We start from the raw sequence: 19,552 nt of genomic DNA on the forward strand, positions 1-19,552 counted from the left end.
ACTGTCATGGGAACTCAAAGTTTGTCAGCACTGGCAAAGCTTTCTGGCTATCGAGGAGGGCATAACTTCCAAAGTTTTCAACCGACTGGCAAGTAACCCAAAGCGAGCGGGGCAGATCTTGAGGCAGCGTTCGCACAGATATTATACTAGCTGACACAACACCCAACAGCTTCTAAAACAAGTAAATCTGCCTGCGAGAAATCCAACCGCTTCTGGTAAAGATGTGTTAGACGATCTAGATCTAGACACGCCAAATCAGGAAATCGATCGCTCTTTCTTAGACGATGAGTTGTCATTGTAGCTTGGTTATGGCGAAAGCAGTTGGGCAATGAGACGATCTAGCGCTTTGGCAGCAGCTTTGTAACTCCGCGCTTGCCTGCCTAGTTTCAATTCAGAAAGGATGCGATCGCGGATAGCCTCAAGGTCTGGCTGCTGTTGTTGCCTGAGATCAGAGTTTTCCGCGTTGCCAGAAGAGGCGCGCTCACACCCACCAAAGACTGCACTGGGCGGTACTGTCTAGGTGTAGCCTGGAAATTATCACCTTAATCGCTGTATTGGATGAAGATCGACAGGCACGGCAGAGCCAAAATACTCACCCCAATTGAAATCCAGTTGCTATTTAACTCTGGGCTACAAAACAGCCGAGATCGCGCCCTGTTTGGCATCTGCCTTTACACCGCTTGCCGGATTACCGAAGCTTGCACCTTAAGGCGAAAAGATGTCTTCGACGAAAAAAGAAGAGTCCGTAGTGAATTAATCATTCGCAAAGCCAATACCAAAGGCAAGCTGGCAACGCGCACGATTTGGGTGGGCGAGGAGCTGCGGAGTTTGTTAATCGACTACAACCCCCCATCCTACCAATGGTTTTTGTTTCCAGGTCGTCACGGCAAAGGACACATTAACCCAGATAGTGCTGCTCGTATATTGCGCGAAGCTTGCCGCATAGTGGGGATAGAAGGAGCTAGTACCCATTCATTCCGGCGCACCGCCTTAACGATAATGAGCGACGCTAGAATCCCCTTGCGAGTCATACAGGAAGTATCAGGACACCGCACCCTGGACGAATTACAGAAATACTTAGAGGTTCGCCCAGAGCAAGTCAGGGGAGCGATCGCGTCTTTATCTATGCTCTCCCATGTCGGGAAAACGCGCTATCACGACCTAGACATCGACCTAAACACGTCAAGTCAGGAAGTTGACTGCTCTCTATCCCCCGATAACGAGTCATTGTAGCTTGGTTACAGTCAGCTGCGCGTGCGGGTTGCTGTTTCGTTCATTTCGGATGTTCCGCTCGTTTCGTATAATTGTTAGTAGAGGTAGCTCGCCCTTTTGACAATTCGATCTCTCAAAAGCGATCGCTCGGACACCATACAGCCAATGACTATTTCGACACCATTGGAAACATGACACTATCAGCTCCCCGTTCCTTCGACATTATTGCACCGACAGCAGAAGATTCTGCAATCGCCCAAGCCAGCAGCCAAATTTTGGCATCAATTGTGGACTCGGACGCATCTCATTGCACAATTAGGGTGATGCTAGATGGCACACAAGGTGAAGCGGTTACTATCCCAACATCTGCGTTGCGTCTTTTCGTTGACATCTTGACCCAGATGGCTAAAGGCAATGCTGTCAGTATCGTTCCCATCAAAAAGGAACTCACTACCTCTGAGGCAGCTGACATTTTGAATGTCTCTCGTCCCTACTTAGTGGACTTACTGGAGTCGGGAAAAATTCCTTTCCGCAAAGTTGGAACCCGTCGCCGGATTCTCTATCAAGATTTGATGACATACAAACACCGGATTGACGAAAGGCGGCGGCAAGCCCTGGCTGAGTTGGCTGCCCAAGCCCAAGAACTAAACATGGGTTACGAGTAGCTAAGTGGCTTTTTTCACTGCGGTCTACGATGCCTCTGTTTTATATCCAGCACCGCTGCGGGATTTTTTGATGTGGCTGGCGCTCACCGACCTGTTTAAGGCTCGTTGGACGGATGAGATTCATGACGAATGGATGAGAAACGTTCTTTTGAACCGTCCTGACCTAACACTAGCTCAACTGACCCGCACGAAAAATCTGATGAATGCCAATGTCCGAGATTGTCTAGTCACAGATTATTCGTCGCTCATCCCAAGTCTTGAACTACCAGATCCAGACGATCTCCACGTTCTAGCTGCGGCAATTCGTTCTGCTGCTAGTTTTATTGTCACCTTCAACCTCAAGGATTTTCCGATGGTGGCTCTTGCACCCTATGGCGTTGAAGCAATTCACCCAGATGAGTTTATCCTGCAACTGATTGACCTGAACGCGGTAGAGGTTGGGTATGCCGCTAATCGGCAACTAAGCACGCTCAAAAATCCACCACGAACGCAGGATGAATACCTAGACACGCTGATAAAGCAAGGACTGCCGCAGTCAGCGGCATCGCTGCGCGAGTTGTTTGAAGAGATGCCAGAAATTTGAGGAGAGCTAATTCTGAAACTAATAAAGTTTCTGCAACACAACCCTTTTAGGCTATCCTTCTCCCTGTATTTCTGTAAATCTGTAAACACGATTTATTACAATTACGGAAATAATGATTTCAGTACACGCTCGAATAGGCTGTCCTGATTCTGTATTTCTGTAAATATGTAAATACAGTTTTCTGCAATTCCATCAGAGATGATTGCGGGTTTTGGTGTTGTAGGTTAGAGTTTAGGCGCAACAATTTATCTGTATTTCTGTAAATCTGTAAACCCGCTTCGCTGTAATTACGGAAATGGTGACATCGATCGTTAATCAAAAAGGCGGCGTTGGCAAAACGACGCTGGCTATCCATATCAGTCATGCACTGGTACTCAAGGGCTTCAAGGTTCTACTGGTAGATGCCGATCCGCAGGGTTCAGCCCGTGATTGGGCGGCGGCGAGGGATGCCTTGCCACCGTTTCCCGTGGTTGGGTTAGACCGTCCGACGATTCACCGCGACCTACCAACATTAATGAAAGACTTCGACCATGCTGTGATTGACGGTCCGCCGCGAGTTTCCGATCTAGCCCGCAGCGCGATTATTGCCGCAGATTTAGTCGTGGTTCCCATCCAGCCTTCGCCCTACGATGTTTGGGCAGCGGATGAAATTATCAAGCTGATTCAAGAAGCTTCCGTATTTAAAGAAAAACTGAAATCTGTATTTGTAATTAATCGTAAAATCGTAAAATCAGCTATTGGCAGGGATGTAGTAGAAGCGCTCGAACAATACCCCATACCCGTGCTGAATACCACTATCAGCCAGCGGGTAGCATTTGCTGAGTCTGCTGCTACTGGTAGCACGGTTTTAGAAACTGACAGTAAAGGCGCAGCCGCCAAGGAAGTGATGGCACTGGTGAACGAACTAATGAGTTTAGGAGTGTAGGGATGCCAGCGAAGAAAGTCAGCTTTGGGAAAAAGCCAGCGCCAGAAGAACCGCTTGGCGAGAGGCTTAACGAATGGGTGACTCACCGAGAACGCCAGGAGTCGGCAGAACAGCCACATCTAGATCAGCCGGAAAAAATGAAGCGGCTGACGTTGGACATTCCAGAACCACTGCATCGGGCGATCAAGCGTAAGGCAGTGGATGAAGGGGTAACGATGGTTGAGTTGCTGCGATCTTTGTTAGAACAGCATTTTGATGCTAGCAGTTGAAGCGTAATTACGTATTTACAGAAACACAGAATTACTGATTTGCAGAAATCTGGCGATCGCAGTGGGATATTGTTGACTGGAGGCTGTGCAAGCGCGGCTAACGCCAGAGAAAGCGATCGCGTCGCTGTCGATGTTGTCCCATGTCGGGAAACAATGGATATTAGCCGAGTCAAGAGCGTGTCGGAGTAGTAGATGAATTCCTTTTTCCCAGGCTCGTTCGAGCGCCAGCCCATTACTCAAAATCTACTGCGTACCATCCGGCTGATTGGCGAGTACAAAGGCAAGCAGGAGCTATTCAAACAACAGTCGCCCCAAGTCTTGGAGACATTGCAGCTTGCAGCCATCATTCAAAGCACCGAATCATCCAATCGCATCGAGGGGGTTGTTGCGCCGCTCCAACGCATACTAGCACTGGTGGCGCAGAAGACCACGCCGATGAACCGCTCCGAGCAAGAGATTGCTGGGTATCGCGATGTACTCGACACCATTCATGCTAACTACGAGCGGATGCCTTTTAATACTGGCTTAGTATTACAACTGCACCGAGATCTATATCGGTTTCTACCAGGGTCGGGCGGTCAGTGGAAGTCAGCTGACAACAAAATCACTGAGACTCGTCCTGACGGCACTACCGCCGTGCGCTTTGAACCCGTCAGTGCTTTTCTCACGCCAACCGCGATGGCGCAGTTACACGAACGCTTTAACACTTCTTCGCAAGCAGATGAAGTAGAGCCATTGCTCCTAATTCCCACCTATGTGCTAGATTTTCTCTGCATTCACCCATTCCGCGACGGCAACGGTCGCATGGCTCGTCTCCTAACCTTGTTATTACTCTACCAAGCGGGCTATGAAGTCGGTCGATACATTAGTCTGGAGCAGATTGTCGAGCGAACTAGAGAGAGTTATTACGACACCCTGTATCAGTCCTCCGTGGGCTGGCACGACCGACAACACACGCTACTCCCGTGGTGGGAATATTTTCTCGGTGTCGTTCTCGCGGCTTACCGAGAATTTGAGCAGCGCGTTGGTACGGTGACGGCAAGCCGAGGTGCAAAGCGCGAGATTGTATTGGATGTGGTAGCACGATTGCCCAATCAATTCCAATATGCAGATGTTGAGCGTGCTTGCCCTGGCGTGAGTCGCCCTACAATCAACCGAGCTTTAGCCGAGCTGCGTGAATCAGGTCAAATCCGCTGCATTAAGCCAGGTCGAGATGCGGTTTGGGAAAAAACACGATCGCTGAGGGATTAACACGATCATTTTGACAGTTGATGATCGTATTATATGAGTTGGGTCGATGAGATCCGATCTTGAGCGCCGCACGTTCTTATAGGCGTGTGGGCATGGGAGAATTACTTATGAAAGATCGGCTTTTGACCTTTGAGCAAATTTGTCCAAATTTCAGTTGCTAGCGCAAGAGTCTCTTGAAACTTAACCACTGGCAACTCAAGGCTGGTTGACAATGCTAGAATGAACTGCATTGCCAGCAATGCTAGGACACTCCCCAGTCAATAGCACAATATCTGATAATGACTTGGAAGGTTGGCAATGTTAGCAATGACAGAGCAGGAGAAAATAGTAGTTCTACAGGTAGACGTTCGGGAATCCACTAGGACGCGGCTGAGAATCCAAGCCGTCAAAATGGGGGTAACGATGGGAGAGTTGGCAGATCGGATTTTGGATGAGGCGCTCAAGAAACTTGAGAAGCAAGGGTAAGGGCGATCTCCGTTCTACTTTTTTGCAACCGATTGAAACGAGGGCAAGCACTACTTGAAAAATTTGGAGGGAGCGAATGAATGAATGAAATAGAGAGCGCCAAACTCCGGCGAGGGAATCTGGCGCTGCCCATTTCTAAATGATTGGCAAATTTATCACGGCACAAGAGTCGGTCACAAGCCTGAGAAACTTACCCGACTCCCCGCCGCCGCTAGAACCAAGGGGTTCCACTGAGTCGGTTTGAGCCATTGAAAACTTAACCAACTCCCACTGTATTTATTATATGGAAATAAGTTTTCGCCTACGTACATTAGTCAAGTTATTTTCCCCGCTTTGGTTGCCAAATTGGGGAAGACTTGGTAATGCTGGCGAAGCGCAGATATCTATATATAAGTGAGATGTGTGAGAACGCAATCCCTTGGAAGACGCTTTATTGGCGGTTGGGAGAAAGTAAATAAGTTTGACAGGTGAAGTCTCCGACTCTCCACACACGCAAAGAAGAGTCATGCTCACCACTACAAAAGAAAAATCATTTGCCCCAAAAGGCGCAGAAAAGGCGATCGCCCCCGCCGACCCGCTAGGAGTCAGATTCTGCCAGTATTTCAACCATCCTTGGGGCTTCATCTACGCCCCAGCAATACGCTCTGAAAAACCGCACTGGCAGACAGAAACCCGCTATCCGCTACAACCGCGTAACCTGTGGCAGCAGTACCAAAACCCCCATTCCTTCTTGGGACTGCGATTCGGCAAAAACACCCGTTACTTCGCCATCGACATAGATATCAACAGCGCTTACCATCCCGCACACGACCCAACAGCATATAAATCGGTGTTAGGCGCACTAGAAGAAATCGGGCTGTGCAAACCCGTTGCAGTCACATCCAGCGACAGCGGTGGGATACACGTTTACTACTTCTTTGGCGAAGAACTCCCCACCTTCCCCCTAGCCTGTGCCTGCTTTGACGCACTGACGGATGCAGGATTAGAAATTAAGCAGGGGCAACTAGAAATCTTCCCCAACCTCAAAGCTTGGACAGCCCTACCCAGCAACTACAACGCCCTGCGGCTACCCTTGCAAGCAGGTTCGTTCATGCTGGACGAGAGTATGTCACCCTACACCAACGACCTAGACTCGTTTTTAGATGCCGCCGACTGGTCAGCAGCAGGACAAGACTATTTCACCCTAAAACTTGCCATCAAAGCCGCGTCACTTCGCCAGCAAAAACTCTACAAGCCAGCCAACTCAATTAAAGCCGAACTGTGGCGACTCGACCTCAAACAAAGAATTGCACAAGGCTGGACGGATTACGGACAGACCAACTCACTGCTTAAAGACATCGCCTGTTACGGCATCGTCTTCAAAGAGCTAGCGGATGAAGCCCTAGTGGAATACATCGTAGAAACAGCCCTAACCTCCCCAGGCTACTGCGAATATTGCCGCCACCAACACAACATAGAGCAGAGAGCAAGAGAATGGGCATATTGCTGCATGGGATTCTACACCCCCTATCCATCAATCCCCAATCGCCAGCGCAACTACCGCTCGCACTTTGGCTGTGCCAACAACATAGTAGACTTTCCCCATTCCAATCTCAACCAAGAAAAACAGCTTCATACCCAAGAAAGAATCCGTAATATCGTCGCCCACCTAGAGCTTGCAGGAGAACTACCACTAACTCCAGCGATTCGAGCAACAGCCATCATCGCCACATCCAAACAGCTATATGGAGTAGGTGTGTCCAAAACCACCCTACACAAGCCAGAATACTTAGCCCTGTGGCATCCCCGAAATTACCCGAAAGATGCTCAAAGGTGTGTACAACCGCACTGTGAGCCAGTTGCAGCCGATTTTACCCCCCAAAAATACCCCCAAATTCCCGATCCCTGGCTCGAACCAGAACCGCCACAACCCGCTCCCACTCAGGAACAGACCAATCTGTACACACCCTTGCCTATAATGAAGGTCTTGTGCTTGCCACAGGCAAAACAAGATCTCCAACCCCATTCCCTTGAGGATTCAACTAATTCTAAAAACTCTTTAAATTCTTCAAACTCTTTACCAACAGAATCAAATAGCTGCTCTGATAAGAATTACAAATCCCCTACTTCCGGCAGCGCGGTGGAAAAATTCTATAACCAGGACTTATCAATTGACGCATCTAGCATCGTGGATGCTACCGCCATTATCGCACCAGAGCAGCAGCAAGAGCAATCTACCTCACTCCAAGGGAGAGAGTCAAAGGGGGGGAGTGTGTCACTAGCTGCGACTCAAGTAGAAAATTCACGGCTGCACTCAACTGCTCCAGCTGACACGCAAACCATTCGCCGCCTCATCAAAATCCGGCTAATTGCCATACAACACGCTAAAAAAGCAGTCCAATCGCAGTCCCTAATTGAGGGAAGAAGATTTAGCCCCCAAGAGCGAGAGCAACGGGAAACTGTTGCCAAGATGCGTTTCCTCTGGGAGTCTGGCGAACCGATTTTGATGGACGAGGTACTAGCTTGGGCTAGAGCCAATCCAGACCTACTACCAGAAGTCAAGCCGTCCTAGAACAGCTCCGGCGCTTTCGTCAAGCCCGCTCGCCCAACTAATGTCACATGACTCTACAGTGACTACCAAGTTTAAACTAACTTGTTCTCAGTCAAAATAGCAGTAAATTTAAATGGCTGCAATGTTTTAGCACATAAACATAAATGGCATTAACAGTAGTTAGTTATGCTACTCCCATGTGTTCAACATTAATAGCACATGGCTTATGACTGGATTAGCAAATTCAACTTATGCTAATCTAATGCGTTCCAAATCTATACCACATTGTCTCTGACTGGGTAAGCAGTCATAACCATGCAAAGAAGATGCAATCAACAGTTAATCCACATTGGTTATACATGGAATAGCAGTAGGAGCAATGTATGGAAGATTCTGAAAAAAAGAGCGTACAAGTTACAACCTATTTACCAAAGGAAGTGCTAGAGCAGCTAAAGAAATGGATGGATGACAACTACCAGCGCTCAGTCTCTCAAGCCGTATCGCTGATAGTAGAACATTTCCTTAAAAAAGACGGACGACCCCTCGGAGACACAGATCTCGCCCCCAGAGTAGCCGCCCTAGAATCCGCCAACCTACCACCCAGACTAGAACAGCTAGAAATTCAGATGCAGATGATGAGAGAAGCCCTCATCGCTGCCGGAGCCAGAAGCTTAGCAACAGGAGTAGAAGAGCATTTGGCAGAGAACACCAGTATCAGTAGCGGACAATTCACCTACACAGTCAAAGAAGCTAGAGAGGGCTTGAGCAAAACAGAAATCATGCGCCGCTTGGATATATCCCCAACCACGTTAAAGCGGCAGGCAGAAGCAGAAAGGATGACAGAAGAAAAATACTTAACCAAGATAACAGGCTGGCAGTTGGGGACAGGAGAGCGCCCGAAATATTTCCCACCAACCCAAAGATCCTCACCTTCTGCATGACTCTAGCTGCCCTTGAACACGCGCTCACGGCAGTCGCGCTCACTCTCAAATTGATTAGCTCCAAAGCTAGTCACAGCATAGCTTTGAAGGGTGTTTTTTAGCTCCAATTGGAGCGACAGGTGCTGCGACGATTAGGAGCCTACTAAAGCCCCGAATAGGGGCGTAGTGCTGAGGGATGGCGTGGAAGGTCGCCTTCCACAATCAATTTAGGCTTGAACCGGAAAACAGGTGGTGGTGAAGTAACGATGGGACGACGATGGGACGACGATGAGACGACGATTTGACGACGATGCGACGACGTAGTTATGCACTCGCTCTTGTCTTTTCGGTCTCAAGCAGTGCATGAACGACGATGAGACGACGATGGGACGACGATTTGACGACGATGAGACGACGATGAAACGACAATGAAACGACAATGAAACGACAACACTTGTCACTCGCCCTAGTTTTTTCGGTCTCAAGCAGTGCATGAACGACGATGAAACGACAATGAAACGACAATGAAACGACAACCAATGTCATTCGCTTTAACCAGCTGTTTTTATGTAACTCTCGCTGCTGCCAACTTTCCCTAGTTTTTCCCTAGTAATTCCCTACCTTGCCCCAAGTAGAGTCAATGAACTGGGGCTGATTCTCAATAAAGGGGAGGTGTTCTCAAGAATTCGGGTGAAGTGCCACCAACTTTCCCTAGAAATTCCCTAGTAATTCCCTGAATAGATCGTGCGCGTGCCACAGTCGCATTGGTAGGAGTAATGGTTAATGAAGAGCAAAAGCCAGATGGAGTGCAACTGCAACGAGCGTCCACTCGCTTCCCACCCCACCCCAAGATGCGTTATCAAGAAAAGCGTGTGAGATTTCCACAGAGCAATAATGCTAATCGCGGTTGGGGCTGCAAACTACTCTTAACAACTACCAACAGCTACCAACAGCTACCAATTGGTACCACGCACGGTACCAGTTGGTAACGCTTGGTAACGCTTGGTAGTCGGAGTAGTTTTTGACCCAAAAAGACAATTGGGGTAATAGCGGGGATGATTGGGGTAATAGCGGGTAGCACCATCGGTAATAGTGGGTATGATTGCCCCAATATTGGGGTAATAGTGGGGCGTTCCGATCAATTCCCAATGGGGTAATTTGGGGTAATTACGGGGATGATTGGGGTAATAGTGGGTATGATTGCCCCAATATTGGGGATAATTGGGGTAATTCGCGCTTTTGCGAAGATTCCACCGAGCGGATTCAATAGTTTTCTCCCTACAGTGGGAGCGCGTTGGTGAATTCATTCGCGTCTCGTCACCGAATTTTATTCATCCTCATCCGACTCGTCAGTGAAAGGCAGCGAAGACATTCCCATATAACTCACTTCAAGATCGATGTTGAAACTCAACGAGTCTTTAATCGTGCCATCAGCACCCTCACCATAAGTCTTTTCAAGTAGCTCGACCAAATCTCTCACCTGCTCAAACTCGTGAAACTCTTCCACCGCTCCATAAGCTGCCACCAAGTAGAAAGCGCGGAGAGCTTTCAAGATCATGTGACGGCGCTTAGTTGGTTTAAAGCTTTGCAGATAACGAAATAAAATTCCATCAGGACTATCAGTATTAGGACGATACCGAAAAGTAAAATCAACGAAGTCTTTGTCGCTCATCTCAACTGCCAAACAAATTAGTATTTATACTCAAGAAACTCTGACAAAAAAACGCCACTCTAAACAGATAAAAGTGGCTCAAATTGCCACTCCTTTGAAAAAATGTGGCAGTTTTTTCGAGAATTGTCGTCAAACAACTCTCAAATCCATTTTTCTTCTCAAACTAAAAAACATTGTCCAACTACCCCTCGCCACTTTATAGCAAAATCTTGGCTCATGTTGCCACTAAAATGAAATAATCTGGCAGTTTTTTTGAAGTCATTTCGCTCCATAGCACCTCTCGTCCCCCTCATTGACCACCACACCACATCCCCTAATTCCCCCAATGACCCCGTTACCGCCGTCCACTCTGTCTACCCATAGATCCCTCACCACCGCAATCGATTCGTCTGTTCCAATGACCCTGTTACCGCAGTCCACCCCGTTACCCCCGAAGATCTTGGTCAGGAGCAAGCTATGCCGCCGTAGCAACAAACACCTCGTCCCCGTGCTATCATCGGGTCGGCGGCAGCTTGCCAGAAGGGGTTCCCCCCCTCTGGACTCCCCCATGCTCGTTGTTGGCGACAGCCAAAAAGACGATCTGTAGAATGCGTAGATTTGGTAAGCTGTCGCCACCGCTCTTGCTACAACGAGCCAGATTTAGATTAGAGGGAATTCCCGCGTGGTCAAATCAAAACCAAAACGCACTCGGATGGTACGCATCCGATTCACCGAAGATGAATACGCAGCAGTCAGTCAAAAGGCGATCGCCTCACAACTAACTTTTAGCGAAGCAGTCAGACGCGCTGCGTTATCGCAACCACTACCCCAACCCAAAAGCGAAATGGCGATCGCCACTTACGAGCAGCTGGCGAAGTTGGGCAACAACGTCAACCAGTTAGCCAAGGCAGCTAACACGGCTGTGAAAATGGGACAAGAGCCTAAAGTGACGGTGGAACATTGGCAGAAGGTTTACCAAACCATCAAACAGTTGGGACTGGAGATCGTCGGTGATCGGTAACATTTCTAAAGGGCGAGGATTTAGGGGCTGCCTGAGCTACCTGTTGGAGAAGGAGCAGGCAGAACTAATTGGTGGGAATATGTTGGGGGAGAATGCACGGGAGTTGGCAGCGGAATTCAAACTCTCACGACAACTCAACCCCGATATCAAGCAGCCAGTATTTCATGCCAGCTTATCCTTGCCCAAACATGAAGACTATGCCGAACACGTCGATGAGGAGCGCTGGAATTCTATTGCTGCTGACTACCTCCAGCAAATGGGATTCACCCGCAATCAATATATAGTAGTGCGTCACTTCGACCGCGACCACGACCACATTCATATCGTTGCTGCTAGGGTCAAGCTGGACGGGACGGTTGTGGATGACAGTTGGGACTATCGCAAGAGTCAAGATATTATCCGCTCCTTGGAAAGGGAATACAACCTGACACCAGTGTTGAGCAGCTGGGAAGTGGAGCGACGGGGAATCACTAAAGGACAATACGAGCAGCAGCGAAGAGAAGTAGAAACAGGTAGTACCCCAACTCCTAACGTCAAGGAACGGATTGCCGAGCTTGCAGACCAAGTACTACCCACCTGTACTACGCCGGAGCAATTTATCGAGAAGATGCAGGCAGCCGGAGTGCAAATCCAGACCCGCACCCAACGGGATGGCAGCATTAGCGGCATCTCCTACCAATACACCCAAAATGGTGTCACCGTTGCTACTCCTGGCAATAAATTAGGGACTGACTACAGTTGGAACGGGATACAGCGCCGCATTAAGGAGTTAACGCCCCAACTGGGCGATGCTGAATTATTAGCAGCCCAAAAGAAAGTAGCGGCATACTTCGCGAAACTGCCAACTCATCCCAACGAGCAAGAGCTGCAACGGTTCCAAAGAGATGAGCGCAGATTAGCGGCTTTATATGACGATTTATTCCAACAAACTCTTGAGAAACAGGACGAAATAGAACAAGCTTCTTGGTTGTCACGGTTGCTACCCAAATACAAGACCGATCTTGCCTCCTTGGAAAAGATATTGGCGCAAAGGGATCGGGTTTATGAAAGCTGGATGGCAGCGGGGAGAAGAGTTGAAGAATGGCATAGCCAAAAGGAGGAATACCGCCGCTGGCAGTCATCCCCTGCAACGAAGGAAATGGAGCAGTTGAGAGAATACCTCAACACTCCCCAAGTCCAAACTAGGCTAAGTCATATAAAAGAAGAACAGCGCCAGGAACGGGAACGGCAGCAGGAAGGTAGAGAAATCTCTATTGCCGTGCAGCAGTTGTTTAGGCTCATTGGCACTCAACCACAACCGGACGGTTCTCTGATGCTTGAAGGGAATCGCTGGAGACTGATGCAACGGGGTCACACCGTCAGCGTCAGCGTGAAAGCGGATAACCGAGAGATTCTAAGGGTGGAGGGGGAGAAAACTGTCGTGTTTAACCCCACAAGAGAAGAAAGAGAGAGAATGCACTCCTTACGGTCAAAGGTGAGCGAGCAGCTGCAACAGGAAAAGATTTGGCAGCGCTCACTCGAACGAAAACAGAGCAGGGGATTTAGCCTTTAGAATATCTGCCAAGAGCGCGAACGTTTGATTCCACTCCTCCCAGTAGACGGGAGGGATGAGCATCATGGCAGCGACAAGTCTTGCTGCTCAAGCTAGAGCAACATTTTTGGCAATTCTCAAAGTACCAATTAACCTATAGGTTAACTGGTGCAGCAATTTAGTACGGCACAATAAGGCTTTGAAGCTTCTAAATTTTAGAGACTCTAATTGGTACAGTTTTATTCCTGGCGAGCGGATATTGAAAACGGCTTATTAATTCCTTAGCGTAACTTTCGGAATCACTGCTCATTTCCCCCCTATGTGCAAGCCGCTGAATGAGTTGGTAGTTCTTTAAATTTCTTAAGAAGCGATTCGAGAAGGCAAATAACGGCTAAAGTTTAATCAGTAATTTGATGCTAGATATTGATGGATGAATAAAACAAGAGTGCTTGATTTAACAAAAGTGCTTCAGTAGCTTAACTTAGAAAAAATCAAAAAGGAGCTTAAATGAAAACTAAATTGTATGGTCTTCTAGCTGTATTTATCCTTCTTCCAAATCAAATTGCTTTGGCCTCACATCCTGCTAACACTACAACAAAGAAGGACGAAAGTGTCGACAAAGCAAAGCCTTTCCTAGTAACACAAGCACAGCGACCTGTACACAGGGCGGTAGAACAGCGTTGGAGCAAGCAAGTAACACCAAATAGTAAAGATAAAGCTTGTGTTGGTTGTAATTTCGACACTGGGGCTTTTAACATAAATTCTCCTTCTAGGAGAAATCCTCATCCTAGTGCTTTTTCTGGCACTTGGTCTCGCACAAATGATCCTCACTTAAATAACCTCTCTTTTGATACAATCAACTCATCTATAAGAGAGTGGTTCACGTCTTCACAAGGTGAAGCGACTATGAAAGCAGTTATGTCAGGTTTCGGAAATTATACAATACATAGAGATCGATTTTAGAATGATGGGACAAACGAGTTGGGGAGCTTGAGATGGAGACGAGCTTAACCCTCTTTCAAGAAACACACTCTTTTGCAGTAGGTTGAGCAACAAGGTCAAAGCCGAGAGAGCGAGCCTTATTCCTCAGATGGTTGAGGACTTGCTCGTGGTATCGCTGCTCGTAGTAGTCCATGCCAGGGTCGGCGTACTGCCCGCCAGTCGTCCACATGCGGTAGAATAAGCGTGCGATTTTATGGGCAGTAGCGGTAATTGCTTTGGGGGCACCAAGACGAGAGCGCAAACGTCGATAAAAAGCACCCAAGGCAGAACGACTCTGAGTGAGGGAAAAAGCGGCCATACGGAAAGCATTTGCGGCGCGATTAATAACGGTACGAGTTTGGGAACTTTTAATCTTACCACCAGTAATTTTTTGACCAGGAGATAGACCTAACTAAGAGCAAAAGTGTTTAACGTTGCCGAAGCGTGTTGGGTCTTATCCAACTTCCGAGAGTATAGTTTGTACAGCTAAAGCATCAAGACCATCAATTAGAGTACAATCAACATCTGTAATCCTGTATAAATATTGGTGCAAATCGAAAACAGGGTGATTGGCAGTCGGTTTTTTTCTCCGTTTTCTTTTTGCTGGAGAGAGTTGGTTATCAACGATCAAACAACTTCAATTCCTGCTCGCTCCGTTTGGCTCAACATTTCTATACCGGCGTTGGGCGCGGCGTACAAGCATCATCTCGACGCGCAACAACATCCCTTGGCAAAGCCAATACCCAAAAACCATCGAGCGTAAACACTTGACAATGAGAACTTGCATCAAACGATTAACTTGCACTCGCAATCTGTTTCTCAAAGTCCATTGATTTGCATGATATTATTATTGACCTGTTCACCAACCGGCATGAATTTGGACGGGCAATCTAAAGAGTAATACACACGTCTAGAACACCAGCGAATTCTGGATAAACCTGTGGTATACGCAAACACTTGTCGTCCCGCTATGTCCTAATCCGATTGGCTTCAACTGCCGCCCATCCTCCAAACTAAACCCCATTTGCCGACTTCAGTTATATCATCGACTTCAGTTGTATCATCGACTTCGGCACCACGCAGGTTAGCACCACGCAGGTTAGCACCACGCAGGTTAGCACCACGCAGGTTAGCACCACTCAGGTCTGCATCAATCAACATAGCACCGTTCAGATTAGCACCACGCAGGTTAGCACCACTCAGGTTGGCATTAATCAGGTCTGTACCCCTCAAGTCTTGGTTCTCAGTCCCTTGATTAATAATCTTCCAAACCAAACGCCACTTGTCAGCGAGTTTTGTTGCATCATCGATGTCAGCATGTTTTAGGTCTGCATCGCTTAGAATAGCACCAATCAGGTTAGTACCACGCAGGTTAGCACCACGCAGGTTAGCGCGCTTCAACCTAGCACCGCTCAGGTTAGCACCACGTAGGTTAGCACCGCCCAGATTAGCATCAATCAGGTTAGCACCGCCCAGATTAGCATCAATCAGGTTAGCCCCACTCAAGTCCGCACGGTGCAGGGTAGCACGAAACAGGTTAGTACGACGCAGGTCGGCATCATTCAAGCCAGCATTACTTAGGTCAGCACTACGCAGGTCGGCACGTCTCAGGTCGGTCTGACTCAAGTCGGCACCACTTAGGTCAGTACCACTTAGGTCAGTACCACTTAGGTCAGTACCACTTAGGTCAGTACCGCTCAGATTGGTATTACTCAGGTTAACATCACTCAAATCGGTATTTTCTAAGTCAAGACCTCTGAGTGGTTGACTGAAAATCGCTTCTACTAAATCCCATTTAGCATTAGCATTAGCTTCGGCAATTTCTTCATCACCCAAACTTTCGCTTGGAATTATTCCCTTTACAGGAAAACCCTGTATCTCTCGTAACTCTCTTGATTCAATGCAAGATACAAGCCGTTTGATATCCTCTGGAGAACCCTCTATAATTAATTTAATACTGCCTTCTTGAATATCAATAATTGTGATTGTTCTTCCTGAATGTTCTCGTAAAACCGTTTCAATAATTTTGAAATTTGGAACTGAATTTATATCGCCTTCTAATACGATAACAGTTATAATTGTTTGCCTTGTTTCATCTATTACAGTTACTCGACGGCGAACTGTTTGCACTGGCTTTACCCCTTCATTAGTATTTAGGCTACTGCGCTCATTTCCTGCTGACCATTCTGATTGTTCTTTTGATATCCCAGCAATCTCTTTCCAATCTAAATTCAGTGAAATGCATATTCGTTTGAAATAATATTTAGGAATTGGCTTACCACTTAAAAATCTTTTAATTACATTGCAAGCTAAATTTGTTTTACCTACCAAATTGCTTTCTAGCTTAGCTCCTGTAAGTCCTACTTTGCTCTTTACTTTATCTATACCTTGTTGACAGGCTTTGAGGGATTCCAATACTTCATAGTCAATATCCTCTTCTAGGCTTAACGTTATTCCCCTGGAGTAAAGCTGATTGGACAAATTATCGAGAGTTTTTTCAAGAACTCCGCTAGTACGCTCTAGAATTGTGGCGAATGTGTCCCGATCTAGATTGAGTGCTTCTGCCATCCCCGTCCAAGATTGAGAGCTAAGAGATTTAGAAAGTGCATCTAAGGCAGCTTTAAACTTTCTCAGTCCTTCTTTAGTCAAGATAACGCTTTTTTTACCCATCTTACTGAGTTCATAAAGTGTGCTCGGGAAGTCTCTTGCACTGCTATCCATTGTTTCTATTTAACACAAACTTCACGAAAAAACGGCTTGTTGGCAGATGCTTTAACTAGCGTGCTGGACTCAAAATGATTCGGGATTTTATTTTATCACAATCTTAACTCCATGTTGCGGATCATCCGCAACAGTTTGGGCAAGATCGGCAATCTTTGGATTTATCTTAATCCCTTTGTCTAAAAGGCAGACTAGCAGCTAGTTTGACAGGATTTTAAACCTATCTAAAAAATTGTTTATTTCCAACTCGTGGATCATCAGTGGTTCCGCTTTGGGGCTGTCATATGATGCTAATTAATGTAATGAGAGTGAAGCTGCTACCAAGTGCAAACTAGTTTGAAAGTATTGTTCTGTCTAACTTTCATTCCATGCGTTAGCTGAATTTTAGGGCGCTTGCAACAACTCCATCCTCATTACGAAGTTCAGGAGGAAATACATGACAACAAATACAACCAAGAAAACAACATCATCTCTCGAACAATTTTACACTGAACTGCTTCAAGACCCAATGCTGCAAGAGCGGCTCAAAGCAGCAACAGACCCTGAAAGTCTGAGTGAGCTAGCTGTTCAACTGGGAAAGGAAAAAGGCTTCTTTTTTACTAAGGAGGAGGTCTTAGCTGCAATGGCTGTAGAGGCGGCAATGGAAGGTGAGTACGAGGAGGTCCCTCTTACAGACGGTAGAACTGGTATCAAAGCTAGCTTTTGAACAACAGATCCAGGTGGCTAAAGCTTGTTCTGAGGTTGCATCGTTATGTTTCAACCCACCCAGAGAAAGTTATGCCTCCGAGGAGGAATTGCAAAATCTGTTGAGACCATTCAAGCAGTGTGCATAAAAACAATTAATCAGAACAAAAGGAGAAAAAACGTGAATACAGCTACAGCTATTGACGCGCAACTGTTAAAGAACCAGATGCAAGATCGAGAAAGTCTCGAACAGCAAGCCCAAATCGCCTCTTCTGACCTTGAGTTATTAAAGGATGAGGAGTTAGAAGCGATAGCGGGGGGGGGACTTGACGACCTATTAAAAAACCTCTCGTTGCGAGGTAAGGTCGCCAGGTGGGCTGCCGTGGCTGCATCCGTAGTAGGGCTTTCTGTTGGTATGGCGGTTATGCCAGCTGAAGCAGTCAACCGGGCCCGTTGTGAGCCAGGAACCTTTAATATCTATCAAGGACCTCGAGGCGACCGTCCCACAATGTGCTTCGCTAATGCTGGCGAAAAATTTGTTGGTATCGCTGACGTGCATAGACTGTACTCAGGAGATAACGCTGGATTTCTTATCACTAATAAGGGTTACGTCAGATTCGGAAAACATCAGTCCCTTGACTTCATTAACAACGGCGGCACGGTGACAATCTTACAAATTCATATCAACTGATTGCTATAGCGGCGGTTGGCATCCAGTCGCAGGTCGTAATTCTCATCGGTTACGCCGACACACGCGATCGGCTCCTGCCCTGTGGCTCGGGGCCACAGAGCAGGACTTACTTATTCAATCAAAGATAGTTATGAAACGCAAACGTTCTATAATCCTGGATTTATCGCTGGTCCCGTACCTGATGGTAGGAATTGCGAGTGTAGGCGCTGCTATTACTGGTTATCTACCTATCGTTAAGCTAAACGGAGATTCTATTGCCTGTCCGACCAACGGCTGCGATCTCATGCTTTCCAGCCCCTACGCCACTGTCTTAGGAAAATAGGACTAAATAAAGGCAATTACACTTACAAAAAACTCCTAAACCAGCAAAAAAGATGGAGATTTTCGGTGAATAATTGCCCGTGTTATAGGAGCTTACGGCAGACAAACAGTGTGCCTCAATAATACTCTGCATCGAATTGGCAAAATTGAATTAAGAGGAATCAGAGAACTTTTTGGAGAAAGTCTAATGTCCTCATTTATTTGTTCTGTAATAGTCTTTACTTTGTATTATTTCTCTACTGCAATAATTGTTTTAGCTCTTAGTGCTATCACTAAAGCTTGGGTGCTGGGTTATTTTTTTGCCTTTCTCTTACTATGTGGCTATCTCTATGGTTTGAGCGAGATGTGCGAAAATCGGCGTGACTGAAGGAAAAACGACTGCGGAATAGTATAGGTAAAAAACTTTTGTATACATTAACCGGAGATCGATCGAATGAAAAATTTCAAGTTGTTCAGAAGACTAGGACTTGCAGTTCTGGGAGTTCTAGCATTTTGTACGTCCATATTCTTGGTGCAACCATCACCAATAAATGCTAGAACTGCAATTAGTTATCAGAACACACACCTGCTTGCGCTAGGTTTAGTGGATGAAATTGCAACACCGCACCAGCTAGGTCTAGATTACCTAACAGGGGAACCAGCTCCCCTGGTTGCTAGCAGTGAACTTATGGCGAGCATCGAAGCAGTTAATGAAAAAGCATCCCAAATGCCTGAAAACTTTAACCTTTCAATTCCTCTGGGAACGAATAGTCCAATTAAAGCTGGGACCTTACCAGGCGATTCGGAGTCAGCACCAACAAACTGTGATTGTGATGCAATTGGTTTCGCAAATGCGCAAGGTCAACAAAAAAGCATTACCCCCTCAGACGTTGAAGACATGACCAATGTGGAATACAACAACAATGGGAATTTACCTGCAACTGCCGAAGCACAAACTGTTCTCGTGGCTGATGCTAGTGGTTCGTTGCTTCAGGCAAGAAGAGTGCCTACCCTCAATTTAGTCATACAAAACAGACACACAGGAAAGAGATTTTTACTTCCAAGAATCAAGGCTAACGTCTTTTGCAGGGACGTTTTAAATGCCTTCTTGAACGGGACTGTAACGAGAGTCTAAACCTGTTCTTCAGCCTA

The 19,552-nt window shown here is 46.9% G+C and carries 21 protein-coding genes; 18 read left to right on the forward strand and 3 right to left on the reverse strand.

Annotated features, from left to right (window positions below; genetic code table 11):
- Positions 1-558 precede the first annotated feature (558 nt).
- The 11 genes from QH73_RS15000 to QH73_RS15050 all read left to right on the forward strand — a co-directional run bounded on the left by QH73_RS15000 (position 559) and on the right by QH73_RS15050 (position 9,809).
- On the forward strand, positions 559-1,233 hold the full coding sequence (locus tag QH73_RS15000) for a tyrosine-type recombinase/integrase (protein ID WP_039712345.1): 675 nt from the start codon (positions 559-561) through the stop codon (positions 1,231-1,233).
- A gap of 71 nt (positions 1,234-1,304) precedes the next feature.
- Complete coding sequence (locus tag QH73_RS15005) at positions 1,305-1,877, forward strand: helix-turn-helix domain-containing protein (RefSeq protein WP_236147036.1); 573 nt, start codon at positions 1,305-1,307, stop codon at positions 1,875-1,877.
- A gap of 4 nt (positions 1,878-1,881) precedes the next feature.
- Positions 1,882-2,460, forward strand: a complete 579-nt coding sequence (locus tag QH73_RS15010) for a PIN domain-containing protein (protein ID WP_039712346.1) — start codon at positions 1,882-1,884, stop codon at positions 2,458-2,460.
- A 295-nt stretch (positions 2,461-2,755) separates the two neighbouring features.
- Complete coding sequence (gene parA, locus QH73_RS15015) at positions 2,756-3,385, forward strand: ParA family partition ATPase (protein ID WP_039712347.1); 630 nt, start codon at positions 2,756-2,758, stop codon at positions 3,383-3,385.
- A gap of 2 nt (positions 3,386-3,387) precedes the next feature.
- Positions 3,388-3,654: a hypothetical protein gene (locus QH73_RS15020; protein WP_052289580.1), complete on the forward strand. Its 267-nt coding sequence runs from the start codon at positions 3,388-3,390 to the stop codon at positions 3,652-3,654.
- A gap of 39 nt (positions 3,655-3,693) precedes the next feature.
- Complete coding sequence (locus tag QH73_RS15025; RefSeq protein WP_165587707.1) at positions 3,694-3,843, forward strand: hypothetical protein; 150 nt, start codon at positions 3,694-3,696, stop codon at positions 3,841-3,843.
- Between the two features lie 3 nt (positions 3,844-3,846).
- The gene (locus QH73_RS15030; protein WP_039712348.1) at positions 3,847-4,905 is read left to right on the forward strand and encodes a Fic family protein; all 1,059 of its coding nucleotides are present in this window, start codon (positions 3,847-3,849) and stop codon (positions 4,903-4,905) included.
- A 297-nt stretch (positions 4,906-5,202) separates the two neighbouring features.
- Positions 5,203-5,370, forward strand: a complete 168-nt coding sequence (locus tag QH73_RS15035) for a hypothetical protein (RefSeq protein WP_165587708.1) — start codon at positions 5,203-5,205, stop codon at positions 5,368-5,370.
- A 505-nt stretch (positions 5,371-5,875) separates the two neighbouring features.
- On the forward strand, positions 5,876-7,921 hold the full coding sequence (locus QH73_RS15040) for a hypothetical protein (RefSeq protein WP_132867100.1): 2,046 nt from the start codon (positions 5,876-5,878) through the stop codon (positions 7,919-7,921).
- Between the two features lie 362 nt (positions 7,922-8,283).
- The gene (locus QH73_RS15045) at positions 8,284-8,841 is read left to right on the forward strand and encodes a hypothetical protein (protein ID WP_132867102.1); all 558 of its coding nucleotides are present in this window, start codon (positions 8,284-8,286) and stop codon (positions 8,839-8,841) included.
- A gap of 755 nt (positions 8,842-9,596) precedes the next feature.
- Entirely contained in the window at positions 9,597-9,809 is a 213-nt protein-coding gene (locus QH73_RS15050; RefSeq protein ID WP_132867104.1) for a hypothetical protein, read from the forward strand.
- Between the two features lie 338 nt (positions 9,810-10,147).
- On the opposite strand, the gene QH73_RS15055 is transcribed toward QH73_RS15050, so the two are convergent.
- Positions 10,148-10,492 (reverse strand): hypothetical protein, encoded by a 345-nt coding sequence (locus tag QH73_RS15055; RefSeq protein ID WP_039718932.1) that lies wholly within the window; start codon positions 10,490-10,492, stop codon positions 10,148-10,150.
- Between the two features lie 661 nt (positions 10,493-11,153).
- Here QH73_RS15055 and QH73_RS29185 point away from each other — a divergent pair.
- The 3 genes from QH73_RS29185 to QH73_RS15070 all read left to right on the forward strand — a co-directional run bounded on the left by QH73_RS29185 (position 11,154) and on the right by QH73_RS15070 (position 13,986).
- Positions 11,154-11,492 carry a plasmid mobilization protein gene (locus QH73_RS29185; RefSeq protein WP_165587709.1) on the forward strand — a complete coding sequence of 113 codons (339 nt, stop codon included), beginning with the start codon at positions 11,154-11,156 and terminating at the stop codon, positions 11,490-11,492.
- Complete coding sequence (locus QH73_RS15065) at positions 11,482-13,044, forward strand: relaxase/mobilization nuclease domain-containing protein (protein ID WP_052290483.1); 1,563 nt, start codon at positions 11,482-11,484, stop codon at positions 13,042-13,044. Before QH73_RS29185 ends, QH73_RS15065 begins: the two co-directional genes overlap by 11 nt.
- A 486-nt stretch (positions 13,045-13,530) precedes the next feature.
- A complete protein-coding gene (locus QH73_RS15070) occupies positions 13,531-13,986 on the forward strand; it encodes a hypothetical protein (RefSeq protein WP_132867107.1) in 456 nt (151 codons plus the stop codon).
- Between the two features lie 55 nt (positions 13,987-14,041).
- Here the strand turns inward: QH73_RS15070 and QH73_RS15075 are convergent, their stop codons facing one another.
- Together QH73_RS15075 and QH73_RS15080 are read right to left on the reverse strand one after the other, a co-directional pair.
- Positions 14,042-14,323 (reverse strand): hypothetical protein, encoded by a 282-nt coding sequence (locus QH73_RS15075; protein WP_063777391.1) that lies wholly within the window; start codon positions 14,321-14,323, stop codon positions 14,042-14,044.
- A gap of 671 nt (positions 14,324-14,994) precedes the next feature.
- Positions 14,995-16,725: a pentapeptide repeat-containing protein gene (locus QH73_RS15080; protein ID WP_132867109.1), complete on the reverse strand. Its 1,731-nt coding sequence runs from the start codon at positions 16,723-16,725 to the stop codon at positions 14,995-14,997.
- Positions 16,726-17,161: 436 nt separating this feature from the next.
- Between QH73_RS15080 and QH73_RS15085 the strand changes: the two genes are divergently transcribed.
- The 4 genes from QH73_RS15085 to QH73_RS15100 all read left to right on the forward strand — a co-directional run bounded on the left by QH73_RS15085 (position 17,162) and on the right by QH73_RS15100 (position 19,535).
- Complete coding sequence (locus QH73_RS15085) at positions 17,162-17,431, forward strand: Nif11-like leader peptide family natural product precursor (protein WP_132867111.1); 270 nt, start codon at positions 17,162-17,164, stop codon at positions 17,429-17,431.
- A gap of 159 nt (positions 17,432-17,590) precedes the next feature.
- On the forward strand, positions 17,591-18,100 hold the full coding sequence (locus QH73_RS15090) for a beta/gamma crystallin domain-containing protein (protein WP_165587711.1): 510 nt from the start codon (positions 17,591-17,593) through the stop codon (positions 18,098-18,100).
- Between the two features lie 130 nt (positions 18,101-18,230).
- Complete coding sequence (locus tag QH73_RS15095; RefSeq protein WP_165587705.1) at positions 18,231-18,422, forward strand: vitamin K epoxide reductase family protein; 192 nt, start codon at positions 18,231-18,233, stop codon at positions 18,420-18,422.
- Between the two features lie 432 nt (positions 18,423-18,854).
- Positions 18,855-19,535: a hypothetical protein gene (locus QH73_RS15100; protein ID WP_039712424.1), complete on the forward strand. Its 681-nt coding sequence runs from the start codon at positions 18,855-18,857 to the stop codon at positions 19,533-19,535.
- Positions 19,536-19,552 lie beyond the last annotated feature (17 nt).

It is taken from the genome of Scytonema millei VB511283, from assembly GCF_000817735.3.
GTDB classification, from domain to species: Bacteria; Cyanobacteriota; Cyanobacteriia; order Cyanobacteriales; family Chroococcidiopsidaceae; genus Chroococcidiopsis; species Chroococcidiopsis millei_B.